The organism is Amycolatopsis sp. lyj-84 (assembly GCF_046549075.1).
GTDB lineage: Bacteria > Actinomycetota > Actinomycetes > Mycobacteriales > Pseudonocardiaceae > Amycolatopsis.
Genome location: NZ_JAJPWO010000017.1, coordinates 65,841 through 81,415, shown reverse-complemented (window position 1 = coordinate 81,415; position 15,575 = coordinate 65,841). Strand labels below are relative to the sequence as shown.

The window sequence follows — 15,575 nt, the reverse complement described above, 5'->3', positions numbered from 1 at the left end:
GGACAGTGTGACTACTCACCGCGATACGCGCGAGCCTGGATCTCGTAGAGCTCGTGGTAGAGCCCTCCTTCCTCGATGAGTTCGGCGTGCGTGCCCTGCTCGATCAGCCGCCCTTTCTCCAGTACCAGGATCCGGTCCACCGAGCGGATGTTGGCCAGCCGGTGGGTCACCAGGATCGTCGTGCGCCTGCCCGCCCCGGACGCGCTCGCGTGCCGCAGTCCGGCGAAGACCCGTGCCTCGGCCTTCGCGTCGAGTGCGGCCGTCGGCTCGTCGGCGACGAGGACGGCGGCGTCACGGTAGATCCCGCGGGCGATGCCCATCCGCTGCCATTGCCCGCCCGAAAGGTCCTGGCCGTCGTTGAACTTCTTGGACAGCACCGTTTTCTCCTTGGCGGGCAGGGATTCGATCACCTCGTCGGCGCCGGAGGAGGTGATCGCGTCGTGCCAGGCGGCGCGTTCCGGGTCTTCCCGGCCCAGTCTGCCGACGGTCACGTTGTGCTCCGCGGTCATCGGCCATTCGGCGGGATCCTGCGCGATCACGGCGATGTTCGCGTGCACCGATTCGTGATCGGCGTCCGCGAGATCGACGTCGTCCCAGAAGACCTTCCCGTCGGAAGGCGGGTACAGCCCGGTGAGCAGTTTGCCCAGCGTGGTCTTGCCCGAGCCGTTCTCGCCGACGAGGGCGATCACCTCGCCGCGCCGGATGGTCAGCGAAACCTCGCGCAGCGCGGGGTTTTCCTGGCCGGGGTAGGTGAAACTGACGTTCTCCAGCCGGATCTCCGCCGGATCCGGCGGTGCGACGACCCCGTCCTTCACCGGGCTGCGTTTTACGGATTCCAGAAGCAGCCGCTGGAAGAAGGCGATGTAGAACGACTCCTCGTACATGGCGTTCACCGCGCGCATCGTGACGGACAGCGAGTTCGACGCCGTCCGCATGGCGAGCGCGGCCGTCCCGGCGAGGGCGAGTTCCATCTGCCCGCTGTAGAGCAGGAGACCGAGCACCAGATACGCGATCGCGGTGCCCAGCCCGGCCGCCGCGCGCCCGGTCAGCCGGACCAGGTTGCTGCGATGCGCGAGCTGGACCTCCTTGCGCATCAGGCTTTCGGTGATCCGCCGGTACTCCTGCAGCAGCGGCTCCTGCAGCGTGAGGGCGTGCCGTTCGAGGGCGAAGGTGCGCCAGGTGGCCACCTCCTCGACGATCCTCTTCCGGATGTTCCGGCCGACGGTGTCGAGATAGTGCCGGTAGTTCAGCCGCGCGACCTTGGCCGCCGCCCAGCCGTCGGCCGCCGCCGCGAGCAGCAGCACCGGCGCGAGCCACGGATTCAGCAGGCCCGCCGCCACCAGCGCGGCGATCAGCGAGATCAGCGCCGACGTCAGATCCGCGATCCAGCGCAGGCTCATCTCGATCGACCGGACCCCGTCCCGCGCGCCCTGCCTGGCCAGCTCCCGGAAATCGGCGTCCTCGAAGGCCAGCAACCGGACCCGGACCATGGCTGCGGTGACCTCGTCGCCCGCCGAGGTCACGACCCGCGGCCGGAGCGTGCCCTCGACCGCGGCCACCGCCGTGTCCAGCAGTGCGCGCAAGGCGTACGAGCCGATGACGATCGCCAGCGCGGGCAGCGATTCCAACACCCTGTCCGGGGTCGGCCCGTTCTCCAGCAGCGCGGTGAACACGTTCGCCGTCGCCAGCAGGCCGAACGCCGTGACACAACCGGAAAGAACGTGGACGACGCCGGCGAGCAGGGTCAGCCGCGCCGACGTCCGCCAGGCCAGCCGCAGCACGATCGCCACGGCGGACGGGAGCGCGCGGATGGCCTTGACCATCCCCGCGTCGGCCACGGCCTCGTCGGGCGTGGCCCACTCGGGCATCTTCAGGTTCTCGACCCCGATCAGGGGCACGGTGGCTTCGGGCACTCCTCCTTCTCTACGCGCCCCCACCGACATTTCCGAGGCCCTTGCCGACGGGGCGCCGCACCCAGCACCGTCGCGCGTGCAATGAAAGGCCCGTTACTTGCAAAATTTGCAAGTAACGGGCCTTTCATTGCACGCGCAGGGCCGGTCTCGGGCGCGACAGAGCGGGACGAAAGTCCCCTTCAGCTCCCACCCACCATGAGCTACTCTCTCGCTAGAGCGATCTATCAAATCGCAAGGGGGCGAACATGGAAGCTCTTCAGGACCGGGGACTCACCGCGCTGCGGCTGATCCTCGCCTTCACGCTGTTGTCCACCACGCTGCACTACGCGCACAACGTGATCAGGGCGGCCGACTACCCGCAGGTCGAGGGCCTCCCGGTCGGCGTCGTCGCCGCTTTGGTCGCCGTCGCGTACGTCGTCCTGACCACGATCGGCCTGCTCGGTTACCGCGACTACCGGCGCGGACGCTACTGGCGGGCACTCGCGTTCCTGATGGTCTTCTCGCTGTCCGGGCTGGCGAGTCTCGGTCACTTCCTCGTGGCCGTGCCGCAGATCCCGGCCTTCTGGTTCGCCACGATCTACACCGACACCGCGGCGGCGCTGCTGCTGTGGGGCTTCGTGACGTGGGCGGCGGCGAAGCTCAACCGGGTGACCACGCCTGACCAACTTTCTACACAACATTGACGTTAATCAGTGCAATGTAGACAATCGGAAGGGTGACGCGGACCACAACGGTGACGTTCGAACGTCATCCCGGCGGCTACCGGCACTGGAAACTGTCCACCGGCGGCGACGTCGCGTGGCTCGAACTCGATGTCGACGCCGACGGGGGTCTCGTACCGGGTTACGAGCTCAAGCTCAACTCGTACGACCTCGGCGTCGACATCGAGTTGTACGACGCGACGCAACGCCTGCGGTTCGAGCATCCCGAGGTCCGCGTGGTCATCGTGACCAGCGCGAAGGACAACGTCTTCTGCGCCGGGGCGAACATCCGCATGCTGGCGTCGTCGTCGCACGAGTGGAAGGTGAACTTCTGCAAGTTCACCAACGAGACCCGCAACGCCATGGAGGACGCCACCGCGCACTCCGGCCAGCTGTACGTCGCCGCGGTCAACGGCACCTGTGCCGGCGGCGGCTACGAGATCGCGCTGGCCTGCGAAAAGATCCTGCTGGTCGACGACAACTCCTCGACCGTCGCGCTGCCGGAAGTTCCGCTTCTCGGCGTCCTCCCCGGCACCGGCGGGCTCACCAGGGTGGTCGACAAACGCGGCGTCCGGCGGGATCTCGCCGACGTCTTCGCCACCCGTCCCGACGGGGTGAAGGGGCGGACGGCCGTCGACTGGCGGCTCGTCGACGAACTCGTGCCGCGGCAGGGGTTCCGCGAAGCCGTCCTGGCCAGGGCCAAGGAACTCGCGCGGACGAGCGAGCGGCTCGACGGCGAAGGTGTCGAGCTGACTCCGCTCACGCATCGCTACGTCGACATTTCGCTGAGCCCGGCCGAAGCGACCATCACCGTCAAGGGGCCTGAAGACGACGACGGCTGGCTACTGGACGTCACCCGTGAACTGGACGACGCGATCCTTCGCCTGCGCACCAACGAACCCGAGCTTGGCACGTGGGTGCTCCGCACCGAGGGCGATCCCGCGAAGGTCCTCGAACACGAACGCGCCGTGTTCGACGCGAAAGACTGCCTGAGCAACGAAATCGTCCACTACTGGAAGCGGACGCTGAAGCGGCTCGACGTCACCAGCCGCAGTCTCATCGCGCTCATCGAACCCGGCAGCTGCTTCGCCGGGCTCCTGCTGGAACTCGCGCTCGCCGCGGACCGGCAGTACATCCTGGACGGCCCGCCGATCGACGACGAAGACAGTGAAGAACGCGCGTCGATCATGTTGTCCGAAGCCAACTTCGGCCGGTTCCCGATGGGCAACGGCCTGTCCCGCCTCGAGTCCCGGTTCTTCGGCGACCCGGGCCACGTCACGAGACTCGAGGACGAGCGCGGCAAGCCACTGAGCCCGGCGGAGGCGAACGACCTCGGCCTGGTCACCGACGCGCCGGACGACCTCGATTGGGAGGACGAGATCCGGATCGCGCTGGAAGGCCGGGCTTCGCTCAGCCCGGACGCCCTGAGCGGGATGGAGGCGAACCACCGGTTCGTCGGCCCCGAAACACTGGAAAGCAAGATCTTCGGCCGCCTGGCCGCCTGGCAGAACTGGATCTTCACTCGTCCGAACGCATCCGGTCCCGAAGGCGCGTTGCGTCGTTACGGTACTGGTCAGAAGGCCGTCTTCGACAGGAAGCGGGTTTGAAAACCCATGTCCACCAAGATCGATTACGACGCCAAGATCCCCAACAACGTCGATCTTTCCGGTGATCGGCGGCTCCAGCGGGCGCTGGAGGGCTGGCAGCCGAAGTTCCTGGACTGGTGGGGCGAGATGGGCCCCACGCTGCGGACCGAAGGGGTGTACCTGCGCACCGCGGTCAGCGTCGGCAGGGACGGCTGGGCGCATTTCGACCACGTCAACGTGCCCGACTACCGCTGGGGGATCTTCCTCGCGGAGCGGGATCCGGACCGGGTGATCACGTTCGGCGAGCACCAGGGTGAACCGGTCTGGCAGCAGGTCCCCGGCGAGTACCGCGCCGACCTGCAGCGGCTCATCGTCATCCAGGGCGACACCGAACCCGCGTCGGTTGAGCAGCAGAAGCTGCTGGGGCTCACCGCGCCGAGCCTTTACGATCTGCGGAACCTCTTCCAGGTCAACGTCGAAGAAGGCCGTCACCTGTGGGCGATGGTGTATCTGCTGCACGCCTACTTCGGGCGGGAAGGCCGCGACGAAGCGGAAGGTCTCCTGCTCCGGAATTCCGGAAGTCCGGACGCCCCGCGCATCCTCGGCGCCTTCAACGAAGAGACCGCGGATTGGCTCGCGTTCTACATGTTCACCTATTTCACCGACCGCGATGGCAAATATCAGCTCGGCACCCTCAAGGAAAGCGGCTTCGACCCGCTTTCCCGCACTTGTGAATTCATGCTCAAGGAAGAGGCGCACCACATGTTCGTCGGCACCACCGGGGTCGACCGGGTGGTCACCCGCAGTGCCGAACTGATCCGCGAGCACGACACCTTCGACATCGCCGGGCACGGCGGGATCCCGCTGGAGGTCATCCAGCGTTACCTCAACTTCCACTACACCGTCTCGCTCGACCTGTTCGGCAGCGAGACCTCGACCAACGCGGCGAACTACTACACCGCCGGGCTCAAAGGCCGCTGGCAGGAGACCCGCCGCAAGGACGACCACAAGCTCACCGACGCCGCCGGATCGCTGCCCCGGCCGAGGGCCGACGGCACCTGGGGGACCGACGAACTGCAGGCCATCCTGCTGCTGAACCTCGACCTGCGGGAGGAGTACCGCGCCGACTGCCAGACCGGGGTCAACCGCTGGAACAAGATTCTGGACGAGGCCGGAATCGACTTCCGATTCGTCCTCCCGCACCCTGGATTCAACCGCGAAGTCGGCATAAACTCCGGCCACCATGTGACGCCCGACGGCACCGTTGTCGACGAGCGGACCTGGCTGGCCGGCAAACGCAGGTGGCTGCCCACTCCCGAAGACCTGACCTTCGTCCGATCGCTGATGCACCCGGTGTACGAGCGAGGAAAGATCGCGAGCTGGGTGGCCCCGCCACGCCAGGGCATCAATGGGAAACCGTTCGATTACGAATACGTTTACCTGAGCTGAGCCGATTGAAGGTGCGCCCGTGACCGCTGCCGCTACCGGGTTCAACGCGGCGAGCTACCTGCTCGACCGGCATCTCGCGGAAGGGCACGGGGCGAAGGCCGCGGTCGTGTCCCCGCGGCGAAGTCTCACCTACGCCGGGCTCGCGGCCGAGACCCGCCGGGTCGCGGCGGGACTGAAGGCGATCGGCGTCCGCCCCGAGGAGCGGGTCCTGTTCTGCATGGTCGACGACGTCGAGCTGCTCACCGGGATCCTCGGCGCGATGCTGGCCGGAGCGGTCGCGGTTCCGGTGTCGACGATGGTCACCGGGCTGGACCTCGGCAAGGTGCTGGCCGATTCGCGGGCCAGGGTCCTGTGCGTTTCCGGCGAGTTCGCCGCGCAGGCGACGATCGCGCTCGGGCTGGCGCCGGAGGTCACCGACGTCGTGCTCGACAGGGCCAAGGCCGCCGAACTGCCGTCCGGGGTCCGCGCGCACGACTGGAGCGATCTGTCCACAGTGGACGAGAGCGGTTTCGAACCGGCGCCGACCTGGGAGGATTCGCCCGCACTCTGGCTCTACACCTCGGGGACGACGGGCAAGCCGAAGGGCGCGATGCACCGGCACGCCGGCATCCGCGCGGTCTGCGAGACGTACGCGCGCGACGTGCTGGACACCGGCCCGAACGACAGGTTCCTTTCCGTCCCGAAGCTGTTCTTCGCCTACGGCCTGGGGAATTCGGCGTTCTTCCCGCTCGCGGCGGGCGGGACGGCGCTGCTCGAACCGGCGAGACCGACCCCGGGGCTGATCGCCGCCAGGGCCCGCGCGGAGCGGCCGACGTTGTTCTTCGCCGTCCCGACCTTCTACGCGGCGCTGCTCGCCAGCGACATCCCGGACGACACGTTCGCCTCGGTGCGCCAGGCGGTTTCGGCGGGGGAACCACTGCCCGCCGTGCTGTACGAACGGTTCCGCGACCGGTTCGGCGTCGAGATCATCGACGGGATCGGCTCGACGGAGGCGTTGCACATCTTCCTGTCCAACCGGCCGCGTCAGGTGCGCGCCGGCACCACCGGGGTGCCGGTGCCCGGCTACGAGGTCGCCCTGCGCGACGAACACGGCGAGCCCGTGCCGGACGGGCAGCCCGGTGAGCTGTACGTCGCCGGGCCGTCGATCGCGACCGGGTACTGGGCGCGGTACGAGACGACGAAGCAGGTCTTCCAGGGCGAATGGCTGCGGACGGGCGACAGTTTCGTGCGCAACGCCGACGGGAGCTACACCTGTCTCGGGCGCTTCAACGACATGCTGAAACCCGGCGGGATCTGGGTGTCTCCCGCCGAGGTCGAGGACAGGCTGCTGCAGCATCCGGCGGTCGCCGAGGTCGCGGTTGTGGCCGCCTTCGACGCCGACGGCATTGAGAAACCGGTCGCCTGCGTGGTCGGCGTTCCCGGCGAACGGCTGGACGCGGACGAGCTGATCGACTTCTGCCGGTCCGGGCTGGCGTCGTTCAAACGGCCGCGAGGCATCGTCGAGCTGGGCGAACTGCCGAAGACGGCGACCGGGAAGATCCGGCGCAACGTCATCCGCGAACTCGTGCGGGACATGTACGAGGTCCGGGCGCCCGCCGCCCCACCGCATTTGGTCCTCTAGTCGCGGTACTTGCCCGCGCGACTACCGCGACCAGAGGACGAAACGCGGAGGCCAGAACCGGAGTTCAAGACCCGTTGACCGTGCGCAGGGTGCGCATGGCCTCGGCGAGGCCGGGCGCGTCGTCACCCAGTGGAGCCAGGACGATGCGCCGCAGGATCTCCGCGCACGCCTCCCGGGCCTGCTGCGCGACGTCGAGGCCGTGTTCGGTGAGCGCCGCGAACGTGACGCGGCGGTCGTCCGGGCTGGGCACGCGGCAGATCAGGTCCGCGGCCACCAGCCGGTCCGCGACCTTGGTGAACCCGCCGCTGGACAACGCCGCCTCGACGGCCAGCCGCGTCATCGGCATCCGGTGCTCCGGTGATCGCACGAGCCGCAGCAGGATGTCGAACGACGCCGGCGCCAGGCCGAAGCGTTCGGCGATCTCGCCCATCAGCTTGTTCTGCGTGGCCAGGTAGCCCTCTATCACCAGGCCCCACCACGTGACCACTTCGTCGTCGTTCGGTTCCGTTGTCACGCGGGCGAGGGTACACCAGGAACTCTTCCAGGAATATATCTTGCGCGCGAGAGGTTTTCGGGTTAGCTTGAGTTCACCGGACCTCGGAGGAGGGCACCATGTCGATCAAGACTTCGGGCCTGCACCACGTCACCGCCATCGGTGGCGATCCCCAGCGCAACGCGGACTTCTATACCCGGGCCCTCGGCCTGCGGCTGGTGAAGACCACCGTGAACTTCGACGACCCCGGCACGTACCACCTCTACTACGGCGACCAGTCCGGCAAGCCCGGCTCGCTGATGACGTTCTTCCCGTGGAAGGACGCGCCGAAGGGCCGTCACGGCACCGGACAGGCGACCACGACGTCGTTCTCCGTGCCGGAGGCGTCGCTCGGGTGGTGGAAGCAGCACCTCGCCGAGAGCCGCATCGAGACCAGCCAGATCCGCAACTCCGACGGCGAGGAGACGCTCACCTTCCTCGACCCGGACGGACTGAAGCTGGCGCTCGTCGCGCATCCGCAGGGCGACCCGCGCGACCCTTGGGACACGAAGCTCGTCCCCGCCGAGCACGCCATCCGCGGCCTGCACTCCGTCACGCTCTCGGTGTCCAAAGAGGACGCGACCGCCGGGATGCTGACCGACGGCCTCGGCCTGGCCTTCGAGCACCAGGAGGGCAACCGCCTGCGGTTCTCCGCCGGTGAAGGCGGCCCTGGAGCCCTCGTCGACGTCCTCGTGACGCCGGACGCCCCGCGCGGGCTGGTGGCGGCGGGCACCGTTCACCACGTCGCCTGGCGCGCGCCGGACGAGGCGACCCAGGCCGCGTGGCGCGACGAACTGATCGACGACGGCGTGAACGTGACGTCCATTTTGGACCGCCAGTACTTCCGCTCGATCTACTTCCGCGAGCCGGGCGGCACCCTGCTCGAAGTCGCGACCGACGAGCCAGGGTTCGCGATCGACGAGCCGCTGCTCGAACTCGGCCGCGCGCTGAAGCTGCCGCCGTGGCTGGAGCCGAAACGCGAGGACATCGAGGCGATGCTGCCGAAGCTGGACCTCCCGAGCGAGAACAACCCGTGATGAGCACCTTGGACCACAAGTACGTCGAAGGGTCGCCGGACGAGCCGGTGCTGCTGCTCCTGCACGGCACCGGCGGCGGACCGGACGATCTCGTGCCGCTCGCCCGTCAGCTCAGCCCTGCCTCGGCGCTGCTCGCGCCGGCCGGGCCGGTGTCGGAACACGGTGCGGCACGGTGGTTCCGGCGGCTGGCGGAAGGCGTTTTCGATCACGAGGACGTCGCCTTCCGCGCGAACCAGCTGGCCGACTTCGTGGTCGCCTCGCGCGAGCGGTACGGCCTCGGTGACCGGCGCCTGGTCGCCATCGGGTTCTCCAACGGCGCCAACATCGCCGCCGCGGTGACCCTGCTGCGCCCGGACACCGTCGGAGAGGCCGCGCTGTTCGCGGCGATGTCCCCGCTCCCGTCGCCGCCGCGGCACGATCTGTCCGGTACGCGGGTCTTCCTGTCGAACGGCGAGCAGGATCCGATGGCGCCGCTGGCGTCGGCGGAGGCGCTCGTCCGCGACCTGCGCGAGCGCTCCGCGGACGTCGTCGCCCACCGCCATCCCGGCGGTCACCAGGTGACGGGCAACGGTTTGGTCGCGGCCGCGGGGTGGCTCAACCCGTAGCGGTGAGAGCAAAGTAGCCGAACGTAACATCGGCGGATGACTAACGGTGACCTCGTCCGGGCCCAGGCCCTGCTCGAAACGGCGCTCCTCGCGGACGGGCACAACGACCTGCCATGGGAGCTGCGGGTCACGACCGGGCCGGATCCGGTCCAGGCCGTGGCGGGCACGGATCTCACGGTCCGCCAGCCGCATCTGCACACCGATTTCCCGAAGCTCGCCGAAGGCAGGCTCGGGATGCAGTTCTGGTCCGTTTACGTGCCCTGCCAGTTCGAAGGGCACAGTGCCGTCACCGCGGTTCTCGAACAGATCGAGATCGTGCACCAGATGATCGAGCGGTACCCGGACAGGCTGGCCTTCGCCGACACCGCCGATCAGGCCGAGGCCGCCTTCCGCGACGGCAAGATCGCGTCGCTGCTCGGCGCCGAAGGCGGCCACAGCATCGCCGAATCCCTTGGCGTGCTGAGGATCCTGCGCCGTCTCGGCGTCCGCTACATGACGTTGACGCACAACTACAACACCACCTGGGCCGACTCCGCCACCGACGAACCCGCGCACGGCGGGCTCACCGAGTTCGGCCGTGACGTCGTCCGCGAGATGAACGAGATCGGCATGCTGGTCGACCTCTCGCATGTCGCGCCGAGCACGATGCGCGCCGCGCTGGAGGTCAGTTCCGCGCCGGTGATCTTCAGCCACTCCTCGTGCGTCGCGATCAACGACCACGCCCGCAACATCCCCGACGACGTCCTGGAGACCCTGGCGGCGAAGGACGGCGTCGCGATGGTGACGTTCGTGCCGGGCTTCATCTCGCCGAAGGTCTCCGAATGGGACGACCAGCTGCGCCAGGACATGGACGCCGCGGGCAAGGACTACCGGAACATCGACCAGCGCTCGAAGTTCACCGCGGAGCGCGGTGGCCCCGAGAAGCCGAAGGCGGGCATCGACGACGTCGTCGCCCACATCGAGCACGCGCGTGAAGTGGCCGGTGTCGACCACATCGGCCTCGGCGGCGACTACGACGGAGTCGCGACACTGCCCGAGGGCCTCGAAGACGTTTCGAAGTACCCGGTGCTGTTCGCCGCGCTGATGGAACGCGGCTGGAGCGACGAGGATTGCGCGAAGCTGGCTGGGAAGAACACCTTGCGCGTCCTGCGCGCGGCGGACGAGGTCACCCGTTCGGACGCTTGAGAGCGCGATCAAGGCGACTTCGGCGGACACTGTCCTGCATGACTCAGCCGCAGGAGGGTGCCGCCGAGGTTCCGGTCGAGCCCGTCTCACCGCCCGAAGCCGCTGGCGGCGCGCGCCACAGCGGCAAGTTCGACGCCGGCCCGAAACTCAAGCGCACGCGGGTGAGCGGCACCTGGATCGCCGTCATCGTGGCGCTGATCCTGCTGGTGTTCCTGCTCGTGTTCATCCTGCAGAACCAGGACACCGCCACCGTCCACTTCCTCGGCATGTCCGGCAGCATGCCGCTGGCCGTCGCGATGCTGTTCTCCGTGATCGCCGGCGGCGCCGTGGTCGCGCTCGTCGGCGGTGCCCGGATCCTGCAGTTGCGCAAGCAGGCCAAGAAGTCCCGGCATCAGCTCCGCTGACGTCTGTTAGAGGACAGCGCCGCGCCGGAACTCGCTGGGGTTGACGCCCCGGACCCGTTTGAACGCCGCGCTGAAGCCGAACGGGTCGGAGTAGCCGACGGTGCGGGCGATATCGGAAATGGTCGTGGATTCCTTGCCCGCCAAGAGATCCGCCGCGAGGGTCATCCGCCAGCGGGTGAGGTAGGTCAGCGGTGGCTCACCGACCAGGTCGGCGAACCGCTTGGCCAGCGTCGACCGTGAGACCCCGGTCCGCCCGGCCAGCGAGCCGACCGTCCACGGCGCCGCCGGCTCCGCGTGCAGCAGGCGCAGCGCGTCGCCGACAACCGGATCCCGCTGGGCCGCCCACCACGCCGGGGGCTCGCCGCCGGGCCGGTCGAACCATTCGCGCAGGGAGCAGACCAGCATCCAGTCCAGCAACCGGTCGAGGACCACCTGCTGACCGGGCGCGTCGACGGCGACCTCGGCGGCGAGGTGGTCCAGCACGGGATCGCCCGCGCCCCCGGCGTCCACGCGCACCACGACGGGCAACGCGTCCAGCAGCGGGCGGCCGATCTCGCCGCCGACCGGATACGCGCCGACGATCAAGGTCGTCTCGCCGCCGGGTTCGTCGGCCCAGCCGAGGCGGTGCCGGGTCCCGCCCTGTTCGGGCGTCGCGCAGTGCTCGCCGCACGCGATCGGCTCGGCGAGGGTGCCGACCTCGTCGACGAAGGTGAAAGTCCCGGGACCGCGCACGATGATCGTCTCGCCCGCGCGAAGCGGCTCGGGCGGAGCGTCTTCGGGCACGACCCAGCCCGCCCCGGTGAGGACGGCGCACAGGGTCAGCGGCGCGCCGTCCACGAAGTGCAGCGACCAGGGCGGTGACAGGGCCGAACTGCCGAACAACGAGCCGTGGGACCGCACCCCACGGATCAGGTCACTGAACACGTCCACGCCACCGACGTTAGACGAATACACAGGCGATCCGGCTTTTCGCCTATGGGCACGTCCAAGCGGGCCGTGTTGAATCGAGCTCATGCTGACCGCCGAAGACCTGGAATTCCTCCGCCGTCCCCTGCACGGGTTCCTGACCGTGGCCGACGGGCCGGTCCGGCCGGTGTGGTTCGAAGCCACCGGCGAGGGCACGGTCCAGTTGTTCACGCCCCGGGACTCGCCCAAGGTGCGGCGGCTGGCCGGCGATCCCCGTGCCTCGATCATCGTGGCCGCGCCGGTGGGCGAGCGCGAACGCTGGGTCTCCGTCGCGGGTCGCGTCACCGTGGAGCAGGACGGGGCACACGAGCTGGCCGCCCGCCTCGGCGCCCGTTATTGGGACCTCGACGACCCGGCACACTCCGGCGAACTCGCCGGGATCCAGGAGCTGGATCTCGTCCGGCTCGTCATCCACCCGGAGAAGGTCAGCCGCTACTCGTTGTGATGATCGACGTCATCCCGAGCACGGTGGCGCAAACGTTTTCGTCGCCCTTGGCGGTGACCCGGTCCCGGTCCGCCGGGTTCCGGGTGCACAGCCGCCAGAAGGTGTCCGCGTCCGTCGTCACCGAGGCCAGCGGCGCGCGCGACGTCGGCGCGACGCGATCGAGCGACCAGCCGTCCGAGGTCCGCTGCGCCGTCCACTTGCCGCCGCCCTGGCCGGTGACGGTGTAGACGACCTGACGTCCGGTCCGCGTCTCGACGTCACGCAGCGTGTGTGGCAGTGCCCGGACGAAGGTGTCGACCACCGGCCCGCGGAAGTCCCGCTCGTCGAGCGTGCGGGCACCGACGGCCTCGCGGATCTGCTGCTGGTGCACCCAGAACTCGGTGTACTCGCGGGCGACGTCGAGCCAGACCGGCGCCGGTTCGTCCCCGGCCCAGCTCACCGGCTCGCCGAGCGCGTCGAGGTCGGCGCGGCCCCACATCTCGGCGAGCTGCGAGGTGCTGTCCACCAGCATCGCGAACAGCACTTCGGGGGACAGCCGACGGCACGCGACCACCCATTCGTCGTTGATCCGGTCGATGAACTTCGCGAAGTGTTCGCGCTCGCGGGGCGCCGTCGTCCGGTAGCCGTCGCGATCGCGCGACAGCCTGCCGAGCTTGCCGCCCAGGATGTGGGCGGCGAGATCGTGCACCGTCCAGCCCGCGCAGACCGTCGGCGCGGCCCACTGCTCCGCGTCGAGACCGGTGAGGACGTCGAGCAGGGCTTGCTCTTCCCGCGCGAACAGCGGGAGGACGTCGATCGGCGGACCCCAGCGCGTGAAGCTCATGTATGCATCCAAACACCCGCGTCGATCACAATTTCGGCCGTTCGGCCTACTCGCAGGTAGCATCAGCGCGAACGCGAGGGGAGTGCCCGTGAGCAACGATCGACCCGCCGGTGACGACCTGGCCGCTTTCGCCAAACGCGCGGGGCAGCTGGCGGGCTGGGCCGCCCGCACGGGCATGGAATTCACCCGCAAACTCCCCGGCGTCGACCTCGCGGAACAGGTCATCAAGCAGGGTGAGCGGCAGCTGCTTTCGGAGCTGCGCCGCCGTCTCGACGAGGTCGACGACCCGTACCACGCCGCGCTCACCGCCGCGTCCGCGATGAACCGGCCCGACGCCAACGGCTCGCGCCCGGTCGAAGCGACCATCGCCCTCGTGCACACGCGTGCCCAGCTCGAACCGCTCCGCGCCGCGATGGCCGAACTGCTCAACCACTCGATCGGCTTCGGCCGCGAGCGGGCTCGCGAGTACCTCTACGCGATCATCCTGCGGCAGCTGACGCCCGACGAAGCCCGCATCCTCTCCGCGCTTTCCGACGGCTCGCCGTTCCCCGCCGTCGACGTCGCCGAGCGGACCAACCTCGGTGGCGCCGGGCGGTTCGTGCTCCGCAACGCCTCCACCGTCGGCAAGGCCGCCGGGGTTTCGCTGCCCGACCAGGTGCCCGGCTACCTCACCAGGCTGATCGGGCTCGGCCTGGTCGAGCTGGACGAAGAGGTGCCCTCGCTGGAGACGCAGTACGAGATCCTGCTGACCGACGAGACCGTCCGCGAGGCGGAGAAGTCGGTCAAGCGGGCCAAGTTCGTCAAGCGCACCGTCCACATTTCCCGGCTCGGCGCCCAGTTCTGGCAGGCCTGCGACCCGAGCGCCGGCTGACCCCGGCATGGGTGCCTTCCTCGACGGGATCCTCGCCGACTTCGCCGAGCATTGGCCGATCTACGTCTCGATCCCGATCGTCGCCGCGCTGATCGGCTACACCACCAAACTCGTCGCGATCCGGATGATGTTCCAGCCGGTCGAATTCGTCGGGATCAAACCGTTCCTCGGCTGGCAGGGCATCGTGCCCAAACGCGCCGCGCGGATGGCGAGCATCGCCTGCGACACGATGACCGAGCAGCTGATCAAACCGGCGGAGGTCGTCGCCAGGCTCGATCCGCAGAGAATCGCGCGGGAGATCGAAAAACCGCTCCAGGCCGCTGTCGAGGACATCGTGCGCGACGTCGCCGGTCACTATCAGCCGGGGCTGTGGGAATCGCTGCCGGTGGGGATGCAGCGGCTGGTGATCCAGCGCGTCCAGGCCGAGACGCCGAAGATGGTCGCGGCCGTGCTGGAGCTGATCAAGTCCGATGTGGACAGTGTGTTCGACCTCAAGGGCATGGTGGTCACCGCCCTGGTCAAGGACAAACGGCTGCTGAACCGGATCTTCCAGGAGGCGGGCGACAAGGAGTTCAAGTTCATCGCCCGCTCCGGCATCTTCTTCGGCGGGCTGATCGGCGTGATCCAGATGATCGCGTGGATCCTGTTCAAGTTCCCGCTGATCATGCCGCTGTTCGGCCTGTTCACCGGCTGGTTCACCGACTGGCTGGCGCTGCGGATGATCTTCTACCCGATCGAAGAGCGCCGGTACTTCGGCGTGCGCTGGCAAGGCCTGTTCCTGAAGCGGCGCGGCGAGGTCGCGGAGGCGTACGGCGCGCTGATCGCGAAGGAGATCATCACCCCGCACAACGTGATCGAGGCGGTGCTGCACGGGCCGCTGTCGGACCGGGTGCTCGGGCTCATCCAACGTCAGCTCGACGAACAGCTCGGCCGCCGCGTCGGCGTCGGGAAACCGCTGGTCGTGTTCGCCGTCGGCAGCAGGCGGTACCAGGACATGAAGCTGAACATCGCCGAGAAGATCATGGACAAGCTGCCGGAGACCATGCGGTACATCGAGGACTACGCGAACGACGCGATGGACATCCGGAACGTGCTGGTGACCAAGATGAAGGAACTGTCGCCGCGCGAGTTCGAGGGTCTGCTGCGGCCGGCGTTCCAGCAGGACGAATGGATCCTGATCGCGACCGGCGCCGTCCTCGGCTTCGCCGTCGGAGAGGCGCAAGTCCTCCTCCTGGAACACTTCGCCGCCTGAGCCCCTTTCTCCCCTCCCGCGTTTAGTCCTCTGGTTGCGGTACTTGCGCGTGCAACTACCGCAACCAGAGGACTGAACGCGCCGGTGGGGGTCGCGATGTCGTGAGGGGCTCCTTAAGGGACCCTGGGTCCCTCGAAGGTCCCTTCACCCGAGGAGGAACAGCACCCTTGGCCTCAGTGGTCTCA

15 protein-coding genes are annotated in these 15,575 nt (G+C 68.5%); 11 read left to right on the top strand and 4 right to left on the bottom strand.

Translation table 11 applies throughout. The features are described from left to right. Window positions 1-11: 11 nt before the first annotated feature. Window positions 12-1,913, bottom strand: coding sequence for an ABC transporter ATP-binding protein (locus ACLJRM_RS37435; RefSeq protein ID WP_410665762.1), 1,902 nt, complete (start codon window positions 1,911-1,913; stop codon window positions 12-14). 245 nt (window positions 1,914-2,158) lie between these two features. On the opposite strand from ACLJRM_RS37435, the gene ACLJRM_RS37430 reads away from it, so the two are divergent. The 4 genes from ACLJRM_RS37430 to ACLJRM_RS37415 are packed head-to-tail and all read left to right on the top strand — an operon-like array spanning window position 2,159 to window position 7,270. Next, on the top strand, window positions 2,159-2,596 hold the full coding sequence (locus tag ACLJRM_RS37430; RefSeq protein ID WP_101610980.1) for a hypothetical protein: 438 nt from the start codon (window positions 2,159-2,161) through the stop codon (window positions 2,594-2,596). A gap of 32 nt (window positions 2,597-2,628) precedes the next feature. Then, on the top strand, window positions 2,629-4,221 hold the full coding sequence (gene boxC, locus ACLJRM_RS37425) for a 2,3-epoxybenzoyl-CoA dihydrolase (RefSeq protein ID WP_410665761.1): 1,593 nt from the start codon (window positions 2,629-2,631) through the stop codon (window positions 4,219-4,221). A gap of 6 nt (window positions 4,222-4,227) precedes the next feature. Continuing rightward, window positions 4,228-5,649, top strand: coding sequence for a benzoyl-CoA 2,3-epoxidase subunit BoxB (gene boxB / locus ACLJRM_RS37420; RefSeq protein ID WP_101610978.1), 1,422 nt, complete (start codon window positions 4,228-4,230; stop codon window positions 5,647-5,649). A 19-nt stretch (window positions 5,650-5,668) separates the two neighbouring features. Then, complete coding sequence (locus ACLJRM_RS37415; protein ID WP_410665760.1) at window positions 5,669-7,270, top strand: benzoate-CoA ligase family protein; 1,602 nt, start codon at window positions 5,669-5,671, stop codon at window positions 7,268-7,270. Between the two features lie 64 nt (window positions 7,271-7,334). Here the strand turns inward: ACLJRM_RS37415 and ACLJRM_RS37410 are convergent, their stop codons facing one another. Beyond that, complete coding sequence (locus ACLJRM_RS37410; RefSeq protein ID WP_410665759.1) at window positions 7,335-7,784, bottom strand: MarR family winged helix-turn-helix transcriptional regulator; 450 nt, start codon at window positions 7,782-7,784, stop codon at window positions 7,335-7,337. A gap of 98 nt (window positions 7,785-7,882) precedes the next feature. On the opposite strand from ACLJRM_RS37410, the gene ACLJRM_RS37405 reads away from it, so the two are divergent. Genes ACLJRM_RS37405 through ACLJRM_RS37390 form a run of 4 tightly spaced genes read left to right on the top strand, consistent with a single transcriptional unit; the run spans window position 7,883 to window position 11,033 of the window. After that, window positions 7,883-8,839, top strand: a complete 957-nt coding sequence (locus ACLJRM_RS37405) for a ring-cleaving dioxygenase (RefSeq protein ID WP_410665758.1) — start codon at window positions 7,883-7,885, stop codon at window positions 8,837-8,839. Beyond that, window positions 8,839-9,444 (top strand): alpha/beta hydrolase, encoded by a 606-nt coding sequence (locus tag ACLJRM_RS37400; protein ID WP_410665757.1) that lies wholly within the window; start codon window positions 8,839-8,841, stop codon window positions 9,442-9,444. The genes ACLJRM_RS37405 and ACLJRM_RS37400 overlap by 1 nt, the downstream gene beginning before the upstream one ends. Before the next feature lie 36 nt (window positions 9,445-9,480). Beyond that, window positions 9,481-10,629, top strand: a complete 1,149-nt coding sequence (locus ACLJRM_RS37395) for a dipeptidase (protein ID WP_410665756.1) — start codon at window positions 9,481-9,483, stop codon at window positions 10,627-10,629. A 38-nt stretch (window positions 10,630-10,667) separates the two neighbouring features. Continuing rightward, window positions 10,668-11,033 carry a lipopolysaccharide assembly LapA domain-containing protein gene (locus ACLJRM_RS37390; RefSeq protein ID WP_101610972.1) on the top strand — a complete coding sequence of 122 codons (366 nt, stop codon included), beginning with the start codon at window positions 10,668-10,670 and terminating at the stop codon, window positions 11,031-11,033. A 6-nt stretch (window positions 11,034-11,039) separates the two neighbouring features. On the opposite strand, the gene ACLJRM_RS37385 is transcribed toward ACLJRM_RS37390, so the two are convergent. Then, window positions 11,040-11,963 carry an AraC family transcriptional regulator gene (locus tag ACLJRM_RS37385; RefSeq protein WP_101610971.1) on the bottom strand — a complete coding sequence of 308 codons (924 nt, stop codon included), beginning with the start codon at window positions 11,961-11,963 and terminating at the stop codon, window positions 11,040-11,042. A gap of 82 nt (window positions 11,964-12,045) precedes the next feature. On the opposite strand from ACLJRM_RS37385, the gene ACLJRM_RS37380 reads away from it, so the two are divergent. Next, window positions 12,046-12,444 (top strand): pyridoxamine 5'-phosphate oxidase family protein, encoded by a 399-nt coding sequence (locus ACLJRM_RS37380; protein WP_410665755.1) that lies wholly within the window; start codon window positions 12,046-12,048, stop codon window positions 12,442-12,444. On the opposite strand, the gene ACLJRM_RS37375 is transcribed toward ACLJRM_RS37380, so the two are convergent. Continuing rightward, complete coding sequence (locus ACLJRM_RS37375) at window positions 12,425-13,267, bottom strand: maleylpyruvate isomerase family mycothiol-dependent enzyme (protein WP_410665754.1); 843 nt, start codon at window positions 13,265-13,267, stop codon at window positions 12,425-12,427. The two genes, ACLJRM_RS37380 and ACLJRM_RS37375, sit on opposite strands and share 20 nt — an antisense overlap. 88 nt (window positions 13,268-13,355) lie before the next feature. Between ACLJRM_RS37375 and ACLJRM_RS37370 the strand changes: the two genes are divergently transcribed. Both ACLJRM_RS37370 and ACLJRM_RS37365 read left to right on the top strand, forming a co-directional pair. Next, window positions 13,356-14,138: an Abi-alpha family protein gene (locus tag ACLJRM_RS37370; protein WP_410665753.1), complete on the top strand. Its 783-nt coding sequence runs from the start codon at window positions 13,356-13,358 to the stop codon at window positions 14,136-14,138. Window positions 14,139-14,145: 7 nt separating this feature from the next. Continuing rightward, on the top strand, window positions 14,146-15,390 hold the full coding sequence (locus tag ACLJRM_RS37365; RefSeq protein WP_410600110.1) for a DUF445 domain-containing protein: 1,245 nt from the start codon (window positions 14,146-14,148) through the stop codon (window positions 15,388-15,390). Window positions 15,391-15,575: the final 185 nt, after the last annotated feature.

What these genes read in the sequence shown, in the direction of transcription:
- ACLJRM_RS37430 (WP_101610980.1), top strand. Translation starts at nt 2,159, where the DNA reads ATGGAAGCTCTTCAGGACCGGGGACTCACCGCGCTGCGGCTGATCCTC.
- boxB (WP_101610978.1), top strand. Translation starts at nt 4,228, where the DNA reads ATGTCCACCAAGATCGATTACGACGCCAAGATCCCCAACAACGTCGAT.
- ACLJRM_RS37405 (WP_410665758.1), top strand. Translation starts at nt 7,883, where the DNA reads ATGTCGATCAAGACTTCGGGCCTGCACCACGTCACCGCCATCGGTGGC.
- ACLJRM_RS37400 (WP_410665757.1), top strand. Translation starts at nt 8,839, where the DNA reads ATGAGCACCTTGGACCACAAGTACGTCGAAGGGTCGCCGGACGAGCCG.
- ACLJRM_RS37395 (WP_410665756.1), top strand. Translation starts at nt 9,481, where the DNA reads ATGACTAACGGTGACCTCGTCCGGGCCCAGGCCCTGCTCGAAACGGCG.
- ACLJRM_RS37390 (WP_101610972.1), top strand. Translation starts at nt 10,668, where the DNA reads ATGACTCAGCCGCAGGAGGGTGCCGCCGAGGTTCCGGTCGAGCCCGTC.
- ACLJRM_RS37380 (WP_410665755.1), top strand. Translation starts at nt 12,046, where the DNA reads ATGCTGACCGCCGAAGACCTGGAATTCCTCCGCCGTCCCCTGCACGGG.
- ACLJRM_RS37375 (WP_410665754.1), bottom strand. Translation starts at nt 13,267, where the DNA reads ATGAGCTTCACGCGCTGGGGTCCGCCGATCGACGTCCTCCCGCTGTTC.
- ACLJRM_RS37365 (WP_410600110.1), top strand. Translation starts at nt 14,146, where the DNA reads ATGGGTGCCTTCCTCGACGGGATCCTCGCCGACTTCGCCGAGCATTGG.